The organism is Paraburkholderia oxyphila NBRC 105797, from assembly GCF_000685075.1.
Taxonomy (GTDB): domain Bacteria; phylum Pseudomonadota; class Gammaproteobacteria; order Burkholderiales; family Burkholderiaceae; genus Paraburkholderia; species Paraburkholderia oxyphila.
Map to the genome: position 1 here is coordinate 50228 of NZ_BAYD01000029.1, position 23543 is coordinate 73770.

At 67.6% G+C, this 23543-nt stretch carries 21 protein-coding genes; 14 read left to right on the top strand and 7 right to left on the bottom strand.

The window, feature by feature from the left end:
• Nucleotides 1-627 precede the first annotated feature (627 nt).
• Complete coding sequence (locus tag BO1_RS19350) at nucleotides 628-1230, top strand: hypothetical protein (protein WP_028218975.1); 603 nt, start codon at nucleotides 628-630, stop codon at nucleotides 1228-1230.
• A 124-nt stretch (nucleotides 1231-1354) separates the two neighbouring features.
• On the opposite strand, the gene BO1_RS51745 is transcribed toward BO1_RS19350, so the two are convergent.
• A complete protein-coding gene (locus BO1_RS51745; protein WP_043285452.1) occupies nucleotides 1355-2509 on the bottom strand; it encodes a CapA family protein in 1155 nt (384 codons plus the stop codon).
• Nucleotides 2510-2539: 30 nt separating this feature from the next.
• On the bottom strand, nucleotides 2540-2788 hold the full coding sequence (locus BO1_RS19360) for a hypothetical protein (RefSeq protein ID WP_156992320.1): 249 nt from the start codon (nucleotides 2786-2788) through the stop codon (nucleotides 2540-2542).
• 366 nt (nucleotides 2789-3154) lie between these two features.
• Here BO1_RS19360 and BO1_RS51750 point away from each other — a divergent pair, with 366 nt between their 5' ends.
• From BO1_RS51750 to BO1_RS51760, 5 genes are all read left to right on the top strand, one after another.
• On the top strand, nucleotides 3155-3982 hold the full coding sequence (locus BO1_RS51750) for a polysaccharide deacetylase family protein (protein WP_052409517.1): 828 nt from the start codon (nucleotides 3155-3157) through the stop codon (nucleotides 3980-3982).
• A gap of 86 nt (nucleotides 3983-4068) precedes the next feature.
• Nucleotides 4069-5304, top strand: coding sequence for a putative glycoside hydrolase (locus tag BO1_RS19370; protein WP_043285487.1), 1236 nt, complete (start codon nucleotides 4069-4071; stop codon nucleotides 5302-5304).
• A gap of 5 nt (nucleotides 5305-5309) precedes the next feature.
• The gene (locus BO1_RS51755) at nucleotides 5310-7745 is read left to right on the top strand and encodes a serine hydrolase (RefSeq protein ID WP_084688050.1); all 2436 of its coding nucleotides are present in this window, start codon (nucleotides 5310-5312) and stop codon (nucleotides 7743-7745) included.
• A gap of 162 nt (nucleotides 7746-7907) precedes the next feature.
• On the top strand, nucleotides 7908-9503 hold the full coding sequence (gene groL, locus BO1_RS19380) for a chaperonin GroEL (RefSeq protein ID WP_028218978.1): 1596 nt from the start codon (nucleotides 7908-7910) through the stop codon (nucleotides 9501-9503).
• 80 nt (nucleotides 9504-9583) lie between these two features.
• Complete coding sequence (locus tag BO1_RS51760; RefSeq protein WP_043285454.1) at nucleotides 9584-10165, top strand: hypothetical protein; 582 nt, start codon at nucleotides 9584-9586, stop codon at nucleotides 10163-10165.
• 75 nt (nucleotides 10166-10240) lie between these two features.
• On the opposite strand, the gene BO1_RS19390 is transcribed toward BO1_RS51760, so the two are convergent.
• The 3 genes from BO1_RS19390 to BO1_RS19400 all read right to left on the bottom strand — a co-directional run bounded on the left by BO1_RS19390 (nucleotide 10241) and on the right by BO1_RS19400 (nucleotide 13135).
• On the bottom strand, nucleotides 10241-11563 hold the full coding sequence (locus BO1_RS19390; protein ID WP_028218979.1) for an erythromycin esterase family protein: 1323 nt from the start codon (nucleotides 11561-11563) through the stop codon (nucleotides 10241-10243).
• A gap of 97 nt (nucleotides 11564-11660) precedes the next feature.
• Nucleotides 11661-12383, bottom strand: a complete 723-nt coding sequence (locus tag BO1_RS51765; protein WP_043285456.1) for a phosphoribosyltransferase — start codon at nucleotides 12381-12383, stop codon at nucleotides 11661-11663.
• A 98-nt stretch (nucleotides 12384-12481) separates the two neighbouring features.
• Nucleotides 12482-13135 carry a dienelactone hydrolase family protein gene (locus BO1_RS19400; protein ID WP_028218980.1) on the bottom strand — a complete coding sequence of 218 codons (654 nt, stop codon included), beginning with the start codon at nucleotides 13133-13135 and terminating at the stop codon, nucleotides 12482-12484.
• 475 nt (nucleotides 13136-13610) lie between these two features.
• On the opposite strand from BO1_RS19400, the gene BO1_RS19405 reads away from it, so the two are divergent.
• Complete coding sequence (locus tag BO1_RS19405) at nucleotides 13611-15236, top strand: bifunctional aminoglycoside phosphotransferase/ATP-binding protein (protein ID WP_028218981.1); 1626 nt, start codon at nucleotides 13611-13613, stop codon at nucleotides 15234-15236.
• 78 nt (nucleotides 15237-15314) lie between these two features.
• On the opposite strand, the gene BO1_RS51770 is transcribed toward BO1_RS19405, so the two are convergent.
• The gene (locus tag BO1_RS51770; protein WP_043285458.1) at nucleotides 15315-15806 is read right to left on the bottom strand and encodes a hypothetical protein; all 492 of its coding nucleotides are present in this window, start codon (nucleotides 15804-15806) and stop codon (nucleotides 15315-15317) included.
• 249 nt (nucleotides 15807-16055) lie between these two features.
• Here BO1_RS51770 and polX point away from each other — a divergent pair, with 249 nt between their 5' ends.
• The 6 genes from polX to BO1_RS19440 all read left to right on the top strand — a co-directional run bounded on the left by polX (nucleotide 16056) and on the right by BO1_RS19440 (nucleotide 21959).
• The gene (gene polX, locus BO1_RS51775) at nucleotides 16056-17912 is read left to right on the top strand and encodes a DNA polymerase/3'-5' exonuclease PolX (protein ID WP_063744692.1); all 1857 of its coding nucleotides are present in this window, start codon (nucleotides 16056-16058) and stop codon (nucleotides 17910-17912) included.
• Nucleotides 17913-18008: 96 nt separating this feature from the next.
• On the top strand, nucleotides 18009-18200 hold the full coding sequence (locus tag BO1_RS19420; protein WP_245643840.1) for a hypothetical protein: 192 nt from the start codon (nucleotides 18009-18011) through the stop codon (nucleotides 18198-18200).
• 86 nt (nucleotides 18201-18286) lie between these two features.
• Nucleotides 18287-19579: a polyhydroxyalkanoate depolymerase gene (gene phaZ / locus BO1_RS51780; protein ID WP_043285493.1), complete on the top strand. Its 1293-nt coding sequence runs from the start codon at nucleotides 18287-18289 to the stop codon at nucleotides 19577-19579.
• A gap of 115 nt (nucleotides 19580-19694) precedes the next feature.
• A complete protein-coding gene (locus BO1_RS19430; protein ID WP_028218983.1) occupies nucleotides 19695-20903 on the top strand; it encodes an acetate/propionate family kinase in 1209 nt (402 codons plus the stop codon).
• Between the two features lie 105 nt (nucleotides 20904-21008).
• On the top strand, nucleotides 21009-21236 hold the full coding sequence (locus BO1_RS61780) for an ATP-binding cassette domain-containing protein (protein ID WP_028218984.1): 228 nt from the start codon (nucleotides 21009-21011) through the stop codon (nucleotides 21234-21236).
• 180 nt (nucleotides 21237-21416) lie between these two features.
• On the top strand, nucleotides 21417-21959 hold the full coding sequence (locus BO1_RS19440) for a lipocalin family protein (RefSeq protein WP_245643841.1): 543 nt from the start codon (nucleotides 21417-21419) through the stop codon (nucleotides 21957-21959).
• 150 nt (nucleotides 21960-22109) lie between these two features.
• Here BO1_RS19440 and BO1_RS51785 read toward each other — a convergent pair whose 3' ends face one another.
• Nucleotides 22110-22607, bottom strand: coding sequence for a universal stress protein (locus tag BO1_RS51785; protein WP_063744693.1), 498 nt, complete (start codon nucleotides 22605-22607; stop codon nucleotides 22110-22112).
• A 216-nt stretch (nucleotides 22608-22823) separates the two neighbouring features.
• Between BO1_RS51785 and BO1_RS19450 the strand changes: the two genes are divergently transcribed.
• Entirely contained in the window at nucleotides 22824-23543 is a 720-nt protein-coding gene (locus tag BO1_RS19450; protein WP_028218986.1) for a Bax inhibitor-1/YccA family protein, read from the top strand.

Below are 23543 nucleotides of genomic sequence, written 5' to 3' on the forward strand. Positions count from 1 at the left end.
TCGTGCAGAGAGTGACAGTGGACACCCGCACTGACGAACCCGCGAAATTCTGCTTTCGCTACCGTGGCGGCCGACGCCATCACCGGCTCTACGACGTGCTCATGACACTGGACGAGCCAGGTGGCGTATGCCATATCGAGGTCTGCCACGCGTTGCCGGCGAGCGCCGATCTCCCGGCGCTGACATCGGGGCACCTCGACGCTGCGCGCCTGATGCGCGCCCTGGACCTGATCGGCCTCGTGAAGCGTGTGACGTCGCGCGATCACACCACGCGGCAGCCAGGCCGGCTCGTGTTCGACGCGCACATGCAGTTGCCGTGGCGGCCGACGGCGAGTCCCCCAAGCACCAGAACGTCGCCTGCAGGCACCTCGCCCGACCGCCACGCGCGTTCTCGCCTCGTGTCAGAAAGCGTTGCGCCAGTGCCATTCATGACCATGAGGCCTGCGCCGCTCTTTGCGCAACAGCGGACTCGTTACCCGTTGCATGGGTTGGGCCGATGTGCCCGACTGAAGCGTCGCGTTAGCCCCAATTGACACAGCTTGCGCGGAAATCGTGCACTGCGCCCGCGCGACGGCGCGCTGTCTGCACGGCACTCGAAACGAATGCCAGAGAGATGGAGAGGTCACCATGAAATGCGGATGGCGATGCAGTCTTCTTGTTGGCGCAGCGGCGCTCGCGATCGGCGCGGTGCCGATGCAGACGGCTTCGGCAGACGAAGCTGCGACGAACGCCGCGCCTGGCGCCCCGGTATCGACCACCAGTGTGATGCATGCGAATGCAGTCGTGGTCGGTATCGATAACGGGCGCAACAGCATCACTCTGCTCGAAGACAACGGCGAGCCCGTCGACGTCGTAGTCGACCGCAAGCTCGGTGACGTGAGCAAGCTGCAACTCGGCGACACGGTCGCAGTCACATTCAGCCGCGCGCTGCTGCTTCGTGCCGACAAGTCCAGTACGAAAGGCATACGCAAGCGCGTCGATAAAGGATTCACGACAGGCTCGTCTCTGCGCTCGTCCCTGTCCATGTCCCGGGTCGAAGCGGTGACGACCGTGCTGCAGGTCGATCGCTCGAAGGGCCTGGTGACCTTGCGAGGGCCTTCGCATACGGTCGTGCTACAGGCATCGAAGGACACTCTGCTCGACGGTCTCAAGCCAGGCGACAGCGTTCGGGTCGACTACGTCGAGGCAACCGCCGTCCAGATCATGCGCGACGGCGTGCCATTGCGCTAAGCCCGTCTCGCGACCACCAGGAGAAGCACCACGGTAGCGGCGAGGAAGAGCCGGCTCGTCACCCCTGCGGACCGATTCGAACTCGAGCGCATTGATGGCAGGTGCCGCGTGGGCGTACCTCCGCTCACCATCGCAGCGTGAACGTGTTCATGCGCGTGTCACGCTCCACGTCGACACCGAATCGGCCGCATTCCCGCTGAAGCGTCGCATAGAGCCACGAAACACCTTCATCCGGCGCGTGGCCCACGCGCAAATGCCGTATCTGCATCGGCACTGCGGTCAATGCCACAAGGGCTCCCCCGGTCGGGTCCACTTCCGGAAAATACATGAGCGTGAGATCGGGCCGATAGCTTTCGTTGCCGGTAATGCCCTCATAGTCGTTCAGGAAGTCGCCGCAGCCGTAGAGTACCGGCTTGCCGCGGTAGACTTCGATGCCCCTGATATGGTGCGACGAATGACCGTGGATCACATCCGCCGCCCCCGCATCGATGAGGTGCCCGGCAAATGCGCGCTCAGCGCGCGAGACGTCGAAGCCCCAATTGCCGCCCCAATGCAGCGATATCACGACGACGTCGCCCGGCTGGCGCGCGTGGTCAACAAGGCGTGCGATCGCCCCGGCGCTTTTTGCGGAAAGATCGGCAAGCCAGTTGACGCCGCCGCGCCTTGCGGCGGCTGCCCACTCCTCGGGTACGCCGGCCGTCGCGCTCGCATAGGCGTAGACCAGTATGCGGCCCTGCCCGGCGATATCGATGATGGCAGGCGCGCTGGCCTCTTGCGCATGGCGCCCGGCGCCGGCGGTGCGAATTGCCGCGTCGTGCAGCGACTCGAGCGTTTCGCTCAGACCCGTGTGCCCCCAGTCCAGCACATGATTGTTCGCGAGCACACAGCAGTCGATGCCCGCCGCGCTCAGACACGCGAGATTGGCCGGGTGCATGCGATAGTGAATGGATTTGCCGCGCCAGTGCGCGTCGCTGGCGGTGACCGCCGTCTCGAGATTGACGATGCGCGCGTGCGGATGGCGCTGCGCAAGCACGGCGAGGGCATCGCCCCAGGGATACGCGTAGTCGACCGGTAACCGCAGCTTGCCCGTGGCGCGCTCCGCGAGCTTCACGTACTCCTGCGCGGATCGGACATAGGGCTCGAACAGGTGTGGCGCGACCGGATGCGGCAGGATCTGGTCGATACCGCGACCCGTCATCACATCGCCGCACAGGAAGAGGCACAAGGTGTGCGTGCGAGCCTCAGTGTCCTCCAAGGCGCGTTCACCAATCGGTGGCATTGCGGATTTCCTTCGCCTTATTTGGCCCAATCACGCTGGCGCTTCAACCACGTAGCCGTTGGCCGCAATCGTCCAGTTGCTGACCCGTTGAGCCTGTTCAAATTCGAGGATAGCGCCCGCGATGGCTTGATCGCGGTCGATGTCCTCGCTGCACACGCGCATCAACTCGCAGCGGTGCGCAAAGCCGCGGTGGTCGAGAATCTCCTTGTAGAACACGACTTCCACCGTCGCCCACGTCGAAGCCGGCGTGCTTGCCCCACGCTTTCTCGTGGCACGCACGCCTCCCATCTTCCCCGACTGAGGTCCGCCGGTCCGCCGGGGCTGTATTTGCGGAGCGCCCCCGCACATGACCATCGTCGCCAGACCCGGGTGATCGGCACGCGTTCCTGAAGATGCTGCGGCACGGTTACGCGTTTGCGTCGTGGAGCGAACTGTCATTTCGTGACCTCCGAAGCGAATCTGCGACTGGGCGCCGGTTTGCGCACGTCAAATCCATGCTGAATTCCCGCGTCGTCGTGCCATTGATGCAGATCAAGCTCAAACGGGGACGGTCCGGCTCGAATAGAGATCAGCGCTGCGCCGCGCGAGAAGTGCCCGCGGCAACGGCCCACAAACAACGACGAACAGAAGAACAGGACAAAGACCATGCGCTATTTTCCCAGCATGCTCAGCGGCATCCTGCTGCTGATCCTGGCCACGACACTCGCGTGGCGCCCGCTGCCGGCGCGAGCCGAAGCGGCCCCACCCGCACCGCAGGTGTCGGTCCTCGTCTACCACCGGTTTGCCGCTGAAGCCACGGACTCGATGACCGTTCGCGTGACCACGTTCGAAGCGCATCTCGCCTGGCTGCACGCGCACGGCTACCAGATCGTGCCGCTGCGCGACGTCGTCACCTGGCTGAGGGACCCAACGGCCAGGCTGCCGCCCAAGGCCGTCGCGATCACAGTCGACGACGGCCATCGTTCGGTCTACGAAGTCATGCGCGCGATCGTCCTGCGCGAGCGGTTTCCGGTCACCCTGTTCATCTATCCGTCGGCCATCTCGAACGCGACTTATGCGATGACCTGGCCCGAGTTGCACGAGCTTCGCGATACCGGGCTCTTCGACATTCAGTCGCACACCTGGTGGCATCCGAATTTCAACGTCGAGCGCCGGCGCCAGTCGGCCGCCGACTTCGAACAGTTCGCGCTGAAGCAGCTTACGCACTCGCGCGAGCTGCTCGAACATCAGCTCGGCGGCCATGTGGACATGCTCGCCTGGCCCTTCGGCATCTACGACGACCAGTTGATCACCCTCGCGCAACGTGCCGGCTACGACGCGGCGTTCACGATCGAGCCGCATCGCGTCACGCATTCGACGCCCCCGCTCGCGGTTCCGCGCTTTCTGATGGTCGACACCTGCACGCCCGAGCGCCTCGGCCAGATGCTCGGCGAGCACGCATCCGCCATGCACGCACAAACCACCCAACCCTGAGCCGCGCCATGACCGACCTCACCCTGCCCACCGTCAATCCCCGCGCGATCCGGAGCACGATCGCCTCGCTTGCCGTGTTCGTCTGCATGAGCGTGTGCGGGCTCGCGTGCGCCGGTGCGAGCGCGCAGGCGGCAAACGGCGCCGAAGGCATCGTCATCGACGCGAAAACACGCGCGCCCATTCCCGATGCCATCCTCACGATCGGTGGCCGTGCGCTGCGCGCCGATGCGCACGGCGCCTTTCCTGCGCCCGCGTCCGGCACGAGCGTGGCGGCGCGCGCGCCGGGCTACCTGCGCACCAGCATGGACGTGAGCGCCGGCGCGCCCGTGACGATCGCGCTCACGCCGTTCCGCCCGAAAGCGGTCTACCTGTCCGTTTTCGGCGTGACGAGCCGCACGCTGCGCGGCGATGCCGTGGCGCTCAAGGCGAGCAACGGCATCAATGCGCTCGTGATCGACGCCAAGGGCGACCGCGGCCTCACGCCCTGGCGCGACACCACGCGCGACGCCATCGGCGCAATCCGTCACGTGAGCGCGCAGCCGCCCTACATCGACGACTTCGCCGCGCTCGTGGCGACGCTGCACGAGCAGGGCTTCTATCTGATCGCGCGCATCGTCGTCTTCAAGGACGATCCGCTCGCGAGCGCGCATCCCGAGTGGGCGGTGCGCGACGCGGCGGGCGACTTGTGGCGCGACCGCGAGTCGCTGCAATGGGTCGATCCGTTCCGGCACGAAGTGTGGGCGCACAACCTCGACGTCGCCGAAGAGGCCGCGCGCCTCGGCTTCGACGAAATCCAGTTCGATTACGTGCGCTTTCCCGATGCGCCGGGCCTGCGCTTCAGCGAGCCGAACACGCGCGCGAACCGCACGGCGGCAATCGTCAGCTTTCTCGATGCGGCACGCGCGCGCCTCGCGCCCTATAACGTCTTCGTGGCGGCGGACATCTTCGGCTACGTGTGCTGGAATCTCGACGACACCGCCATCGGCCAGCAGATCGAGCAGCTCGGCGCGCCGCTCGACTACATCTCGCCGATGCTCTATCCGTCGGGCTTCACCTGGGGGCTGCCCGGCTGCACGCGCCCGACAGAAGAGCCGGGCCAGATCGTCGGCCGCTCGCTCGCCGAGGCGAAGACCCGCACCGGCTTGCCGGGCGTGCGATTCAGGCCGTGGCTGCAGGCGTTTCGCGACTATGCGTTCGATCATCGCGAGTTCGGCGCGGAGGCGATCCGCGAGCAGGTGGGCGCCGCCGATGCCGCTGGCACGGATGGCTGGATGCTATGGAATCCGCGCAATCGCTACGATCCGGCGCAACTGCCGCATTGAGGCTCATGCGGCTTCGCGGCGTGGCAAGCCGCGGCACGCGGTGCGCGGCGGGGCTGCTCGCGGCCGCGCTGGCCGTTGCCTTGACGGACTGCGCGGTGCCGCCACATCAGCCGGCGCAGCACGCTGGCGCGGTGCATGTGGCCTCACCGCGTCCATCTGCGGAGACGCCCGCGCCCGAAGCTCCCGAATCGACTGAATCGCGCGCGCCGGCCGGGCTCGACGCGATCGTCGCCACGCAGATCGCCGAGGGGCGCATTCCGGGCGCCGTGGTCATGGCCGGCGACGCGCAAGCGCCCGCGTGGCATTACGCGGCCGGCGCGCGCACGCGCGGTATTCAGCCCGAGCCCATGACGCTCGACACCGTCTTCGATCTCGCCTCGCTCACGAAGGCGATCGCGACGACAACGGCGGTGCTCCAGCTGGCCGAATCGGGCAGGCTCGATCTGGGCGCGCCCGTCACCCGCTACTGGCCCGCGTTCGGCGCGCGCGGCAAAGGCGATATCACCGTGCGCGAGCTGCTAGCGCACACGTCGGGGCTACCGCCTGACGTACCCATCGCGCACGCCGCCGATGCTGAGGACGTCCTGCGCGAGGCCGCCAATGTCGTCCCTGACGCCGCACCCGGCGCACGCGTGATTTACAGCGATGTGAACTTCATCGTGCTCGCGAAGCTCGTGGAGCGCGTCAGCGGGGAACGCTTCGACGCATACTGTCGGGCGCACATTTTCGCGCCGCTCGGCATGGTCGATACCGGCTTCAGACCCGACGCCGCGCTTGCAACCCGCAGCGCGCCGACAAGCGGCCTCGCGCGCGGCATGGTGCACGACCCGATTGCCGCGCGCATGGGCGGCATCGCAGGGCATGCGGGCCTCTTCTCGACGACCGGCGACCTCGCGCGCTACGCCCGCATGCTGCTGCAAGGCGGCACGCTCGACGGCGCACGCATCCTGAGTGCGTCGAGCGTCGCCCTGCTCGCGCAGCCCGCGTCGGCCATCGATGCACCGCCATGGCGCGGTCTCGGCTGGGAGCTTGGCGCGCCGCTCGTGGCGAACCGCGACCGGCTCGTGCCCATCGGCGTGCTGTACCACACCGGCTACACCGGCACGGCCATGTGGATCGACTTCGCGACCGCCCGCTTTCTGGTCGTGCTGACCAACCGCGTGCTGATGGGCGGGCGCGGCGACGCCGAGCCCTTGCGCGCGCAAATCAGCTCGCTCGTCGCCAGCAACGCACCGCCGCTTTCCGGGGCGCAACTCGCACAGCGCCTGCCCTGGAGCGCGGCGACGCTCGCCGCCGCGCAGGTCATGCCGCGCGCGCGCGGGCCGGTGATGACGGGTATCGACGTCCTCGCCGCGCAGCATTTCGCGCCGCTCGCGGGCAGACGAATCGGTCTGGTGACGAACCGCAGCGGCATCGACGCCGAGGGCCGGCGCACGGCCGACGTGCTGGCCCACGCGCCCGGCGTCGCGCTGCGGGTGCTCTTTGCGCCCGAGCACGGCCTGAACGGCGACGTCGACGCACCGTTCGGCGACACCATCGACGCGGCGACGGGGCTCCCTGTGATCAGCCTCTACGGCAGCGGCCAGCGGTTTCCCGCGCACGCGCTCGATGGTCTCGATGCGCTCGTCTTCGACCTCCAGGACGCCGGCGTGCGCTTCTTCACCTACGAAACAACGCTTGGCTACGCGCTCGAAGCGGCCGCCGCGCGCGGCATACCGGTCTTTGTGCTGGACCGGCCCGACCCGCTTGGCGCCGTGCGCTTCGGCGGCCCGCTGCTCGATGCGGCGCGCACGTCGTTTACCGGCTATACGGCGTTGCCGCTGCAACCGGGCATGACCGTCGGCGAACTCGCGCAGTACTTCAATGGCGAGCTGCAAATCGGCGCGGACTTGCATGTGGTACCGATGCGCGGCTACCGCCGCGACATGTCGTTCGCGGACACCGGTCTCGCGTGGACGCCGCTCTCGCCGAACCTGCGCACGCCGCTGGCGCTCGCGCTCTATCCAGACGTGGCGCTGGTCGAAGGCGCGAACCTGAGCGTCGGGCGCGGCACGCCGCATCCGTTCGAGTGGATCGGCGCACCGTGGATCGACGGCGCGGCGCTCGCCGCCGCGCTGAACGCGGCGCATGCGGGCGCGCGCTTCGAGCCGATGGATTTCGTGCCGACCGAATCCGCATGGCATGGCGTGCTGTGTCACGGTGTTCGCGTGGTCAGCTTGGACGCCACGCGCGAGCCGGGCTTGCTGGGTCTCACGCTGGTCGCGGTGCTGCGCCGCGCGTGGCCGCAGACCTTCGAATTCGCCGCGACGCGTGCGCTGATCGGCTCGGATGCCGTCTGGGAGGCGCTGGGCCACGACGCCGATCCGGTACAGGCGCTCAGGCTTGCGCGGCAGCAAACGCGTGCCTTCGCGCCGAAGCGCATGCGCTATCTGCTCTACTGAAGAAGGAAGACCAGACTTCGGTCAAAAACATCCGGTCCCGCCACCGATTGATGCAAGTCAAGCGCCTAATGGCTCTACGTTATGGAATAAGAGTTACGCGTATGGCGAGGTGCGCAATACGCCCTCCCGTATGACCCATGCTCTCGAACAGCGAGGCCGATCGTGACTGGCAAGACTCTCGTATTCCATCAGGCTGCGCGCCAGCGCCTGCTTGACGGCATCAACGCGCTCGCCGAAGCCGTGAAGGTGACACTCGGGCCGGGTGGCCGCAACGTGATCGTCGAACGTAGCGGCGATACCCCGCTCATCGCCAATTCGGGCGTGGTCGTGGCGAGCTCCGTGGCGGTGCCCGACGCGTTCGAGGAGATGGGCGTGCGCTTGTTGCGCGAGGTCGCCACGCGCACCAGCGAACTCGCGGGCGACGGCACCACCACGGCCACCACGCTTGCCCAGGCCATCATGGTGGAGGGTAACAAGTACGTCGCGGCGGGTTTCGACCCGATGGCACTGCGCCACGCGATCGAAGCCGCCGGGCAGCGTGTGGTCGCGCGGCTTCGGGAGCTCTCGCGCCCCCGCGCCGGCACCGACGAAGTGCGCCACATCGCGACGATTTCGGCGAGCGGTGATGCGACCATCGGCGGCATTGTCGCGCAGGCCGTCGAGCGGGTCGGCCGCGATGGCGCGATCAGCATCGAAGACGGCTCGAAGCTTGAAGACGAACTGGAGACGGTGGAGGGCTCGTTGATCGAGCATGGTTTCGCTTCGCCGCTCGTTCTCGGCGACGAGGCGCGCGAGGTCGTGCTCGAGGAGCCGCGCATCCTCCTTTGCGACGCGAGCATCAGCTCCATTACGCAGATGCTGCCGCTGCTCGAAGCGCTCAGCGCCACCGGCAAGCCGCTGCTCGTAGTGGCCAACGAGATCGAGGGCGAGGCGCTGGCGACGCTCGTGCTCAACCACCTGCGCGGCGCGCTGAAATCGTGCGCCCTGCGCTCGCCCGAGTTCGGCGAGCGGCGCACCGAAACGCTCAACGACCTCGCCACGCTCACCGGTGCGACGGTCATCTCGCCGCAACTGGGCCGCACGCTGGAGCACGCGACGCTGGACGATCTGGGCACGGCGCGCCGCGTCGAGATCGCCCGCGACACGACGACGATCGTCGAACCGCGCGGCGAGCGGCCCCGCATCGACGAGCGCATTGGCGCGCTGCGCGCGCGCATCGAAACACTGGGTTCCGGCAGCGAACGCGATGCGCTCACCCGCCGTCTCACGCGCCTGGCGGGCGGCGTGGCCGTCATTCGCGTGGGCGCCGCCACGGAGACGGCGTTGCATGAGCGCAAGAACCGCTTCGAGGACGCGCTCCACGCCACGCGCGCGGCGGTGGAGGAAGGCATCGTTGCGGGCGGCGGAGTGGCGCTGTTGCGCGCGCGCACGGTGCTCGACGGGTTGGGCGCCGACGAGACCACGCGGGCGGGCGCGAAGATCGTTCATGACGCGCTGGCCGCGCCGCTGGGCCAGATCGCCGAGAACGCCGGCGCCGACGCCCAGGTGGTCGTGCATGCCGTTAGCGCCGCGCAAGACGCATGGGGCTACGACGCCGCGCGCGGCGCGTTCGGCGACATGATCGCCGCCGGTATCGTGGATCCGCTGAAAGTCACGCGCACGGCGTTGCAGAACGCTGTCTCCATCGCCTCCTTGCTGTTCACGACCGACTGCATGATCGCCCGGCAAACCCATACGGATGACGAACAAACCGACTGAATCGGCGCGCCTGTGTGCCCGATAGCGGCGCGTGGACGGCGCATCAGCCGACAGGACAGAATTGTGAGCGAGGACCCCCCATGAAAGACGCTTTCGAACGACGCGCCCTGCTGCTTCACCTGGGGCGCGCACTGCAACTGGTGGCCCGCATTCTCGAAACGCGGCCGACAGCCCAGACGGTCGGCCAGCTCGTCGCGCTGCATCCCATACTCGAAGGCGAGCCCCTGCTCGCGCATGTCCGGCCTTCCCTGCGCGTTGAAGACTTCGTCGCGCAGGCGCTGCAGGCGTTCTGCGCCTGGCCCCGGTGGCTGCTCGACGATGAGCTCGACCGCGCCGGATTCGCCGCATCGGTACGCGAGCGTTTGTTCGAGCAGAATGCGAGCGGCTGGCGCGCCTATGCCGCCAGTCTGCGCGCCGAGGTTGCCTGGTTCGGGCTGGAGCAGCCCGGCAAACAGCGCGCGCGCCCCCGCAAGCACAGCCGTGCAACCGGGCCCGCACAAGGCGATGCCGATGCGCCCCGCGCGGCGCTTGCCGCCGTGCCGGCTCGCGACATCGAGCGCGATGAAGACGCAACGGAGCGGATCTCGGAGAGCGTCGAAGGGTTCGCGCCGGCCAACGGTGCCAGGCGAGCAAACGAGCAGTATCTGCCCGAGTTCGAATAAAGCGGACATGTGCATTGGGGGCGAGAGGCCCCCGCGGCCAGTTGTGCCGCTCGCCTATGCGGCGACGGAACCGGGCTATGCCAAAGGCGTCTCGGCGCTGCCCTCGCGCCGGTGCCATCCGGCCGCCGCTTCGAGCGGCTCGAGCGCGCAGGTTTCGTCGAGATGAAAGAGCGCATCGAACTGCGCGCCGAGCTCGGCCTCGAAGTAGTGGCTCTGCCGCTCCGTCTGGGGCAGGTAGAGCACGCCGATCGCCCGCTCGAGCAGGGGCTCCTTGAGCGGGCGGGATGCGTCGTCGCGCAGCGGCAAAAAGAAGCGGTCGTAGCCCGTGGAGTGGAATAGATGCTCCCAGCTCTCGGGCAGTGCGGGGCGTACCCATTTCTGCTCGACCTCGCCGTCCCACTGCGAAGCCGCCGACACATGGCCCGTATAGGTCGTGAAACCCACCAGCAGCGCCCGATGCTGCGCGCTCTCGCGCACGATCTGGCCGAGATTCCACTCGCCGCGCTGCCGCGACTCCGTGGCGCGTGCGTCGCCAAGATGCGAGTTGTGCGCCCAGACGACCACTTTGCCGCTGCCGCCGCGACGCACGCGATAGCGCGCCAGTGCGAAGAGCGTGTTGGCCATGTGGGCATCGCGCAGGCTCCACGTGTTCAGCCGACTGCTGAACATCCCCCGGTAGTATGCTTCGGCGTTGACCACCACCTGGGCGTTCTGCTCGGCGAAAAACTGGGCATCGAGTGCATCGGTGCCGTCACGCGCGAGGTAGTCGAATTCGTCGGCGCGTAGCTGCATCAACTGCTGCACGGCGAGCGAGCGCGCGGCGGGCCGTGCACCGAGCGCCACCGCATATCCGTAGGCTTGCGGCTCGCGCACGTGATCGAGCGCCGCGTAGCGCTCGCGCGCCAATGCGGCCTCGCGCGGGTCCACGGCGTCCAGATAGCGGATCACGGCGTCCGCGGACCGGTAGAGGCTGTAGAGATCGAGACCATAAACCCCTACGCGCTGCCGGCGCGGCCGCGCCGCGTTGATATCGCGCAACGCCGCAATGAAATCGCGCATCTCGCGATTGCGCCACATCCACATCGGGAAACGCTCGAAATCATCGAGCGCGGTCGTGGCGTCGTCCGCGCCCTCGCCCTGCACGAAACGGTTGACGCGCCACGCGTCGGGCCAGTCGCCTTCGATCGCGACGGTGTCGAACCCGCACTCGCCGATCAGGCGCAGCGTGATTTGCACGCGCATGCGGTAGAACTCGGCGGTGCCGTGTGTCGCCTCCCCTAGCAGGATCAGGTCGCGGCCACGTGCCATGTCCAACAGTGCGTCGTAGTCCGTACTGTCTCCGCTCAGGCGCTGGCCCAGGTCGCGAACGGCAAGAAATGGAGTCTTGGATGGCTGCACGATGGGGTCCCCCCGCACGGAATACGAGAGCGGCGCGGCGGCGAGAACCGCGTGCGCAGAGGCTGCGGTTCGCGCGACGCGCCGGTCAGTCTGCCGCTCAAGCCTGCCCGCCACCGGATGGCGCGGCGCGCGTGTTGCGGCCATCGCCGTCATCGCCATGCGCGGCCTGCGGTTGCCAATCCCGCGCGGCGTCGAGACAGGCGCGCACCTCGTCGTCGTCGGTTTGCCTGAAGTCCGCGTAGAACTGTCCGATCCCCATGAACCAGTCCGGCTGCATCACGCAGACGAAGTCGTCGACAACCTGCGCGAAGCGCGTTTCGATGCCGACCGGACACACGGGCGTCGCTACGACGATGTGCTTCGGGCGCCTGGCGCGCAGTGCCATCAGGGCAGCGTGCATCGTCGCCCCGGTTGCCATGCCGTCGTCCACGACGATCACGGTCTTGCCCTCTATCGCGGCAGGCGGGCGCTCGCCCCGGTAGGCCGACTCGCGGCGGTCAAGCTCGACGCGCTCGCGCGCGACGGTTTGCGCAAACTGCGCCTCGCTCACATCGAGGGCGCGCAGCACCCGGTGGTTCATGTAGAGTGCGTCGCCGCTCGCAATGGCGCCCATCGCGAGCTCGGGGTTGTGAGGCGCGCCGAGCTTGCGCACGACCAGCACGTCCAGGGGGCAGCGCAAGGCCTTCGCCACCTCATAACCGACCGGCACGCCGCCGCGTGGCAGCGCCAGCACCACGAGGTCGTCGCGCCCCGCATAGCTCGTCAGCGCCCAACCCAGTTGCTTGCCGGCTTCGATACGATTCTGGAACACGTCATTCATGGCTCAGGTCCTTTCCTTCAGTAACTGCCGCCAGACACCGCGCCGGCGCGCTGTAGCACGGGCGCGCGCAAGGCCGCACTCGCGCGCCACGAGCGGATTCAGGACGGCTCGCCGTCCAGCCAGTGCCCGAACCAGCGGACCGCGAGGCGCGTCACGTCTTCGAGGACACCGGGCTCCTCGAAGAGATGGGTCGCGCCGGGCACGATCTCGATGCGGTGCTCGCACGTCAATTGCGCAGCGGCCTTGCGGTTCAGGCGGATCACCTGCTCGTCGAGCTCGCCGACAATCAGCAGCGTGGGCGCCGGGACCGTTGCAAGCGATGTCCCCGCCAGGTCGGGCCGGCCGCCGCGGGACACGATGGCGCTCACGGCGTCCGTCCCGGCCGCGGCGACGAGCGCCGCCGCAGCGCCCGTGCTCGCGCCGAACAGTCCGACCGGCAGCGTCTCGAGATGCGCCCACGTGCGCAGCCACACGAGGGTGGCGGCAAGGCGGCGTGCCAGCAGCGCGATGTTGAAACGATACGTGGCGTCGACGTTGTCGTGCCGTTGTTCGTTCGGCGTCAGGAGATCGAACAGCAAGGTTGCGAAGCCGGCGCGGTGCAGGCCCGCGGCCACCTGCCGGTTTCGCGGACTGAGGCGGCTGCTGCCGCTGCCATGCACGAACACCACGATCGCCCGGGCCCCCTCGGGAATCTCCAGCGTCCCGCCAAGGTTCACATAATCGACAGGAATCTCCACTTGCAACGTTTGCATGGACCCCTCCAGGAAGCGTGGCAGCATTCGGCGGACCGGTGCCGCGCGGGTTAGCCGTCAACCTGTTCCATTCCGGCCGCCGCACGGTGCACCGTCTTCTACCGCGATGATCGGGGCCGCCGTGAACCGTCCATTGACTTCGATCAATCAGGCGATGCCTGAGTGGGCAAACGGCAATGCCATCGCCAGCCGACGCCTTGGCTGTTGGGCTCTGTTTGATACAAGTCAAGCGGCGACCTCTCCTCCTTCGGTCGAATACGGTTAAGTGACGCACCGCACGCCCATACAGGCCTATGCGTGCCGATATATGGCGATACGCGCCGCCTCAATCCGGAGTGCAGATCATGTGGAAATGGAAATCGACCATCCTGCGCAGACTTCTTTGCGGACCCTACCGCGCGCGCCGCATTCGGGGTCTGTATCTCGATCGCACGCGCGGTGCGCGCACATTTACGTTGCTTGCGGCTCCCGTGCCATGTCCCGCGCGCGACATGTTCCTCCGTTCGCGCTGAGCGGCGGCAAGGCGCGCCGCGACGCTCGCCGCGCCGATCGCGCGCTGCGGCGCGCAGTCACCTATCCGCACCCCGCCGGCCAGATTCGCCGCATCGAGACACATCTGTCGCTCGTGTATCTCGCCGGGCGCTACGCGTACAAGATCTTCAAGCCAGTGAATCTCGGCTTCGTCGATCTCACACGGCTCGCGCGGCGCCGCCGTTGCGCGCAGGCAGAATGCGAGCTCAACCGTGCGCTGGCCGGGCCGCTCTATCTGGGCGTCTGGCCGCTCGTGGCGCACGGCCGGCGCTGCGTGTTCGACAACACCACGCTTCACCGCGCGCCGGCGGGATGCAGGGTTGGCGCCGCGCTGGAATACGTGGTGCGGATGCGCCGCTTCGATGCGGACGCGGTGCTCTCCGCGCGCTGCGCACGGCGCGACGACGCCCTTGCGGATGCAGATGCGCTCGCGGCTCGGCTCGCGCACTACCATCTGCATGCATCCCGCCGCGCGCCGCGCGCCCACTACGGCAGCGCAGCCAGCATGGCGGCCCAGTGTCGGCCGCTCATCGACGCGCTCGATCCCACAGTGCCGTCCGAGACCGCATTGCGCGCATGGTGTGAGCAGGCACTCGCGCGTGCCGCGCCCAAGCTCGCCGAGCGGCACGCGAACGGGTTCGTGCGCGCCTGCCACGGCGACCTGCATCTGGACAACCTCATCCGGTGGCGCAACCGGCTGCTGATGTTCGATTGCATCGAGTTCGACGACGCGCTGCGCTGGATCGACGTCGCAAGCGATCTGGCGTTCGCAGTGATGGATTATGGCGCGCACGGGCGCGAGGACTGCGCGCACCGTCTGCTCGGCGCGTGGCTGGCAGCGACAGGCGACTATGCAGCGCTGCGCCTGCTGCCGCTCTACACGGTCTATCGCGCCCTCGTGCGCGCGTTCGCGGCCCGCCTGCGCGGCGATGCCGCCGGACGCACGCGCTATCTGCATGCCGCAACAGGGGTCGCGGCGCGTGCGCGCGATGCGCGGCCCTGCCTGCTGCTGTGCCACGGCCTTTCGGGCTCGGGCAAATCGCTCGCGAGCCGCGCGCTGGCCACGCGGATGGGCGCGATCCGCCTGTCGAGCGACGCTGAGCGCAAGCGCCGCGCCGGCCTGCCCGACGCCACACGCCTTCCCACTTGTGCCTATTCCGCGAGCCAGATCGACGCGATCTACGAAGGTCTGCTCGAACACGCCCAAACGGTGCTCGAAAGCGGTTATACGGCCATCGTGGACGCGACCTTCCTACACGAACACAACCGGGCAGCCTTCATCGCGCTGGCACAGCGCCTGGGCATGCAGATCGTGATCCTCGAATTCACGGCGGACCCCGCCACGCTCTTCAAGCGTGTCGCGGCACGGGCCGCCTTGGGGCGCGATCCATCGGACGCGGACACGGCGGTGCTCGCCGGACAACTCGCGCAGGCCCAGCCCTTGAGCGCCACGGAGCGCGCGCTGGCGATCCGCTTCGATACCCGTGTCGAACCCGCGGCCTACGAGGACGCTGCATTCTGGACGCCGCTGCTGGAGGCGCTCGCCCGCACGGCGGCAGCCCCTGCGTGAACCGCGCCTGCACATGCACACATGCACGTTCGCGGCGTTGGCACAGGGGGCGAGTTGACCTGCGCCAGCTCAGCAGGCTCAGGGGCAGCGGTGCGTGCGCTCGCCGGGCTCCCCTCGCGTCGCGCCGGTACCGGAGGAAGGCGGCTGGCGCCGGCGCCGGACCAGCCGTTTCACGCCTGCTGTGGCCATCGCGATGCCACCCAGCGCGACGAACCACACTATGAGGACATAACCGATCAGTTGCCAAAACTCGCCGACGCGCTGTTGCAGGATCCAACTTTGATAGGACTTGGCATTGTCAGCCGCATTCGGAAACGACGCGCGATACAGGAAAAAGGGCAGACAGCTGTCACTGTCCGGCAGCGAGGCGGCCAGGCGGGAGCCGGCGGGCAACGCGCGTACCGAGGCGCACTCCGGCGCGTTCATGCCTGCGACAACCGCCGCATCGACGGGGTAGTCATATATCGCGCCAAGCCAGGTCGTGAGGCTCGCCAGCATCAAGCCCATGGCCGCGCCGCGAACGCATCGCCACCACCAGCGAGTGCGATGAGGAGGGTCAGGATTGTCCATCGGATGTCCTCCACGCTGAATCCATCAACTGGACCCAATCTGGATTGCGAAATCGTCATCCATCGACCGCCCCATCGAATTGACACTGATCAACTGCCCGCTCCTGGACCGTTTGCGGGCACGCTGACCTGGATCAACGGATCCGCCGTGCGGCCGCCCATCCTGTGACCCAAGGGCACGGTTGCGCAGTCGTAGTGCCCCGCCCTGCTGCTCACCCATGCCACGTTTTCATCGCGACGAGCTGAAGCCATGCCGATTCACAATGCCGACATCGCCGAGGTCTTCGGCGATGTCGCCGATCTGCTCGAAATCCAGGGTGGCAACCCCTTCCGGGTGCGTGCTTACCGCAACGCCGCGCGCTCGGTGGGCGAGTACGGGCAGAACCTGCGGACGATGGTGGCGCAAGGCGCCGACCTCAAGGCGATCCCCGCGATCGGCGACGACCTCGCGCTCAAGATCCGGGAGATCGTCACCACCGGCTCATGCGCGCTGCTGGCGAGCCTGCGCGCCCAGGTACCGTCAGCGATCACAGCGTTGCTGCGCGTTCCGGGGCTCGGGCCAAAACGCGTGCGCACGCTGTACGAGCTGCTGCGCGTGCAATCGCTGGAAGATCTGCAGCGCGCCGCCGCCGCAGGGCGCGTGCGCAAGTTGCCTGGATTCGGCACGCGGACCGAGGCGCATCTCCTTGCGAACCTCGCGGCGCGCCTGGACAAATCGCGCCGCTTTCTGTTCGTCGAGGCGCGCCAGCGCGCAGAGCCGCTGCTCGCCTGGCTCGCCGCGTCGCCCGGAGTGGCGCGCGTCGAGGTGGCAGGCAGCCTGCGCAGGCTGCTCGACACCGTCGGCGACATCGACATCCTCGCCACCGCGCGCGAACCGTCCGCGGTCACGCGCCGGTTCGTCGGCTACGAAGACGTCGTCGAGGCGCTCGCGCAAGGCCCGACCCGTGCGAGCGTCGTGCTTCGTGGCGGTCTGCAGGTCGACCTGCGCGTCGTGGAACCCGAGAGCCTGGGCGCGGCGCTCGTCTACTTCACCGGTTCGAAGGCGCACAACGTGGCGTTACGCCGGCTGGGCCAGGAGCATGGCCTCAAGATCAACGAATATGGCGTCTTTCGCTCGGACACCCGCATTGCCGGCGAAACCGAGGAATCCGTTTATGCGAGCGTGGGCCTGCGCTGGATCCCCCCGGAGCTGCGCGAAGATCAGGGAGAGATCGACGCTGCGCGCGGCGCCGCGCTGCCGGCATTGATCGCGCGCGACGATCTGCGCGGAGATCTGCACGCCCATACCGTGGCCAGCGACGGGCGCGCGTCGCTGTTCGACATGGCGCACGCGGCCCGCGAGCGCGGCCTCTCGTACCTCGCCATCACGGACCACTCGAAGCGCCTCGCGATGGCGCACGGGCTCGACGCCGCCAGGCTCGCCGCGCAGATCGACCTCAACGCGCAGCTCACTGGGATCACGCTGCTCAAGGGCATCGAGGTCGACATCCTCGAGGACGGCGGGCTCGATCTCCCCGATGCCATCCTGGCGCGGCTCGATCTCGTGGTTGGCGCGATTCACAGCCATTTCGACCTGCCGCGCGAGCGCCAGACCGCGCGGATACTGCGTGCGATGGACCACCCTTGCTTTAGCCTGCTCGCGCACCCGAGCGGCCGCCTGATCGAGAGTCGCGAACCGTGCGATTTCGACATGTTGCGCGTGGTGCGCAAGGCGAAGGAGCGCGGCTGCTTTCTCGAACTCAATGCCCAGCCCGAACGTCTCGACCTGATCGATACGGCCTGCCGCATGGCGAAGGATCACGGCGTGCTGGTCTCGATCGATTCCGACGCGCACAGCGTGGCGGAGCTCGACAATCTGCGTTACGGCGTGAATCAGGCCCGCCGCGGGTGGCTGGGGAAAGCAGACGTGCTGAACACACGCTCGCTCGCGAAGCTGCGAGCGCTGCTTGCGCGCACGATGCGCACGCCCACGCGCGAAACTTCGGAAAGCCAGTGGCCGGGCTCAAACGAGCCGTGCGGCACGCGCGTCCAGCAGCAGCCTGCAGCGTTGCAAATACGCGCGGCGCTGGGCCGGACGCGATATACACGCCTGGAGTCCTCACAATGAACACCACGCCGCTACTCTTCTCTCCCCCGGCCTCGCATGCGTTCGCGCAGCGCGTGGCCCTGCGCGAAACGGCGCTCTGCTGCGGTGCATGCGGCCGTGCCCCCCGGCCTGTTCCTCGGTGACGCGTGCGAGAAACTCGGCGGCGGCGCGCTGGCCAGTGTGGTCGTGACCGACAGCGTCGCGCCTTGGCGTGTGCCGGACGGGCCGTTGCCGGAGCGGCTCACCGTGCTCGACGGCGCGCCGCTTTTTGCCGAGGCCATCTTCCGTATACATGCGTACACCCTTTAGGACCGGCCCGCGCGAACGCGGTGCCGATTTTCACACGCCGCGCCGGCGGCAAACACCGCACCATGGTGCGCACCGTCGAGGTGAACATGTGGTATGCCCTGGTCGAACAACAGCGTCAATGGCTGCGCGCATGGCGCGCGGCGGCGCGGTATGCGTGGCCCGTACCTGCGCTGGCACGCGCCGCGGCGGCCTGCTACGCCGATCTGTACGAGCCCCTGCTCGGCCTCGAGGCCGAGCCGCCGCCGTTCGCGATCGGAACGATCGCGCTCGATGGGCGCCGCTGCAAAGTCGTGGAACGCGTGGTCGCGCATACGCCGTTCTGCGACCTGCGCAGCTTCACTCGCCCCAACGCCACGCGCGCTGTGTTGCTGTGCACGCCGCTTGCCGGCCATGCGGCCGTGATGATGCGCGAGACGGTCGAGGCACTGCTCGCCGACGGCGACGTCTATCTCACGGACTGGATCAACGCGCGCGACGTGCCGCTCGACGCGGGGCGCTTTGGCCTCGACGAATATGTGGCGATGCTCGACGGCTTCATCGACTCGCTCGCACAGGAGGGCCGGCCGCTGCACGTCGTGGCTATCTGCCAGTCCACGTTTCCCGCGCTCGGGGCGCTCGCGCTGCGCGCGCAACGTGGATCTGCGCCGCCCGCCAGCATCACGCTGATCGGCGGCCCGCTCGATGCACGCGTCAATCCGAGCACGCTCGGTCTCGCCGCCGCAACGCATTCGCTCGACTGGTGCCGCCGCCATCTGATCGACACCGTGCCCAACGGCTTCGCGGGGCATGGTCGGCTCGTGTTTGCGACCTGGCTCCAGCAGGCCGAGATCGCGATCGTCTACCCGCATCGCTACGTCTCGCTGATCGAGCGCTACGCGCAAGCGAGTTCGCGCGGCGACGCCCGCGCGCTTGCCGCCGCGCGCCGCGCATTGCTCGAGTACACCGCGCTGCTCGATATGCCGGCCGAATACTTCCTCGACACCGTCGATATCGTGTTCCAGCGCGCCCTGCTCGCGAACGGCACATGGTGCGTAGGGGCATTGAGCGGAGCAAGCGGCAGCGGCACACTCGTCGAGCCGGCTGCCCTGCGCGACACCGTGCTGCTGACCGTGGAGGGCGCGCGCGATGCCGTCACCGGCGCCGGACAGACGCATGCGGCTCACGCGATGTGCAGCAGCATCGCGGCGAACGGACGGCGACGCCTCGACGTGGACGACTGCGACCATTACGGCCTGTTCACAGGCGAGCGCTGGCGCGACGACGTGCATCACGTGCTGCAGGCAACTTTCGCCCTGGGCGAAGCTAGCCGCACGAGCCAAGCCACGGCGGACACAACCGTTCCACCGTGCGTTCGCTGTACGCAGGCCCCGTTGATCTGAGTCAAGCGTGAGGGCGAGCCTCACCGTAGACTGCGTCGCACAGACTGTCGGAGCAGAGGCTGTTTCACGTGCCAGCGCGCTCCGTCGCAATTCCGATGTCGCGCCAGGGGGACCGATGCGTACGCTTGCACTGCTTGCTATCAACGCAGGTTCGTCGAGTGTCAAGTTCGCGGTGTTCGCCTGGCCGGCACACGGTGACCCCGAGCGACGGCCGCGGCACGAAGGCGAGGCTGTCGTCGCAGGCAATGGCGCCACGATCCGCTTCGACGGTGCCCCCGCGCACAGTCTGCCGAGGGCTCCCGGCGACGATCCGTTTCGCGCGATTCTCCTGCACGTTGCACAGTGGGCGCGCGAACAGCTCCCGCATCTCGCGCTGGGCGGCGTCGCGCATCGCGTGGTACATGGCGGCGCGCAGTACGCGGCCCCGGTCGTCGTCGACGATGCCGTGCTCGGGGCCCTGCGCAGGCTCACGCCGCTTGCGCCCCTGCACCAGCCGCACAGCCTGGACGCAATCGATCTGTTCCGGAACCTGTTGCCAGGCGTCCCGCAGATCGCGGTGTTCGATACGGCGTTCCACCACACGCTGCCGCGCAGCGAGCAAATGCTGCCGCTGCCTCATGCGTGGTTCGACAAGGGCGTTCGCCGCTACGGCTTTCATGGATTGTCCTACGCGTACTTGAGCGTCGCGCTCGACGAGGCGTTCGGCGCGCGCGCACAAGGCCGCGTGATCGCCGCGCACCTTGGCAGCGGCGCCAGCCTGTGCGCGCTGCGCGCGCTGCGCAGCGTCGCGACGACGATGGGGTTTTCCGCCCTCGACGGCTTGATGATGGGCACGCGCTGCGGCTCGCTCGATCCTGGCGCCGTGCTGCATCTGCTCGACGTCGAACACCTGTCCCACGCGGCGCTCGGCCAGATCCTCTACCACGAGTCGGGACTCAAGGGCGTGTCCGGTATCTCGTCGGATCCGCGCGAGTTGCTTGCGCGCGAGGCGAGCGGCGATGCCCAGGCGCGCGACGCGCTCGCGCTCTACGTACACCGGATCGTGCGCGAGACGGGGGCCTTGACGGCATTGCTCGGCGGGCTCGACATGCTGGTTTTCACGGCCGGCATCGGAGAGCATTGCGCAGTGCTGCGTGAGCGGATCTGCGCCGCGCTTGGCTGGCTTGGCGTTGCGCTCGACCCCACCGCCAATGCCGCGCACGCACACGTCGTCTCCCACGCCTCGAGCACGGTCACGGTCGTCGTCGAACCGACCAACGAAGCGTGGATCGCCGCGCGCGACGCGCGTCGGCTGCTGGGCGCCAGGCAGGAGGGCCTGGCCTGAGCGGTGCGGCACGCTGCTTCTCTTTGAGGCAGATCAATCGGCGCACCGTGGCGCCTGCCAACATGCAAGCACCTTGTCCCTCACCGCCCAACACGCCAGGCCGCCATGTCCACCCCTGTCATCGAAACACATGCCCTTTGCCGCCGCTTCGGCGAGGTCACGGCAGTGGATGGGCTGACGCTTTCGGTCGACGCGGGCGAAACTTTCGGGCTGCCTGGCCGCAACGGCGCCGGCAAGTCGACCGTCATCAAGATGCTCACGACGCTACTGCCGCCAAGCAGCGGCAGCGCGACGGTGTGCGGCTTCGACGTCGTGCGGACTCCGGCGGCATGATCCGCGGGCTCGAACAAAATGCCAACGTACAGCGACTCACCCTGTGACCGGGACGTTGCGCGCCCGATGCGCGCGTCGGGTCTGTTCATCCGCTGCGTCCTGGACTCCGTGGTCTTCGCCGCAGTCCTGCTTCTACTCGCCGCTTGCGCGACTCGGGACATCAACGCCCCATCGCCCGCAATGCGCTCCGAAGCACCGTCACCCCATGTGTTGCAGGCTGTTCCTGTCGACCTGACGCGTTACATGGGCCGCTGGTACACGATAGCAACGGTTCCCTATCTGAACGAGCGTGACTATGTCGGCAGCTACGCGGAGTGGGACCTGCGCACGGACGGCAGGATCGAAGACCGCTTCTTTGGCAGACGCGTCAGCTTCGATCGCCCGATCACCGGCGGCAAATTGGTCGCGAAGGTCGTGCCGGGCAGCGGCGGCGGAAAATGGCGAGTATTCGTGATCTGGCCGTTTGAAATGGTCGTCGTCACCGTCTACGTGGATCCCGATTACCGGTACACGGTCCGTTGCCTCGAGGACGGCAGCCTGATCTGGATCCTGTCGCGCACGCCCGACATGAACGATGACGCCTATGCCGGCTTGCTACGCCGGCTGGCCGCGATGGGGATCCAGACCGGTCGTTTGCGCCGCGTGCCGCAACATCCGGAACAGATCGGCCTGCCGGGGTTCATGGCGCCCAGTGCGCCCAGTGCACCGAGGAGCGGGTCCTGAGACGAGCGGCCGTGCTTGCCGAATGCGTGTATCTCAACCGATCGTCTATCGGGCCCAGGTTGTCGAGCATCTGTCGATGGGAAAAGCACCTGCCGGTTCAGCCGGCGCACAGGTCCAAAGTACCGTCCCGAACGATGATGTACTTCGACGTCAGGTCGTTTCCCTCACACGTTCGCTAACAACTGGGTGACCCGGATTACGTCTCGCCTCACACGCCAGAATGACGGGGCACGTCGAGAAGCGCAGAAACCGCTCGGCCACGCTGCCGAGAATCGCGCGCCTTGCGCCGCGGTACCCGTGCGTCCCCATGACCACCAGATCGGGCTGGTAATGCGCCACGTATCGCTGCAGGCGTGCAGCCACGTCCTCGGTCATGCTTTGCGTCTTCACAAGCTCAGAATCCGTATCGACGCCGGCGCCCGTGAGCACGCGTGCCGCCTCATCGAGCGACTCATGCCCCTGGCGGTTGAATGCCTCCTCCAGCTTGGCCATGTCGTAGTGGCACGTGTACGGGAACACCGGCGCCCAATCCAGCACATAGACATTACGCACGTGCGCATGCGTGAGCTGCGCGATCCGGACGGCCTCCTCCACCGCGCGCCTGGACGATTGACTTCCGTCCACCGCGACCAGAATCTTCTGATACATCTTGCCCCTCCTCTGTGGCCGGCTTGCGCGCTACATCGCGCGGTGCCCGGGCCGGCTCGATGTATGAAGCGTAGGAAGGAGCCGATGCGAGACTCTTGATACATGTCAATCGCAACAGCGTGGAAAGCAGCAAATCTGCGTGTGAAGGCCTTGGCGTTTCCAGCGGCGATTGCCCGCTGCGCCGAACCCGTCCCGCTCTTCTGGAGACAATTGAACATGGAAAACAATTTTACCGGCGGCTCCCGCCACGAAGCGGCGCAGCGCGGGTGGGAAGGCACCGACCCCAGCCTCAGACAGTACTTGCTGCGTGTCTACAACTACATGGCCGGGGGGCTCGTCCTCACGGGCGCCGTCGCTTACGTCGGCGCGACGAGCGGATTGTATGTGTCGATCGCCGCCACCCCCCTTTTCTGGATCGTGCTGCTCGCACCGCTCGCGCTCGTCATCTTGCTGAGCTTTCGCATCGAGCGCATCAGCCTCGGCGCGGCCCAGACCGGTTTCTGGGCCTATGCCGCGCTGGTTGGCTTGTCGCTCTCGGGCATCTTCCTCGTGTACACGGGGGAAAGCATCGCGCGCGTGTTCCTCATCAGCGCGGCAACCTACGGCGCAACCAGCCTTTACGGCTACACGACACGGATCGATCTCTCGCGCTTCGGTTCGTTCCTGTTCATGGGGCTCGTCGGCATCGTGATTGCCGGGCTCGTCAATCTCTTCCTCGCTTCTACGGCGTTGCAGTTCACCGTCTCCGTGATCGGCGTGCTCGTGTTCACGGGCCTCACGGCATTCGATACGCAGCGCATCCGTGACATCTATAACGCTGGCGAAGACGAGGCGACTGCCGGCAAGAAGGCGATCATGGGCGCGCTTGCGCTCTATCTCGACTTTCTCAACCTCTTCCTGATGGTGTTGCGCTTGCTGGGCAACCGCCGCCGTTAG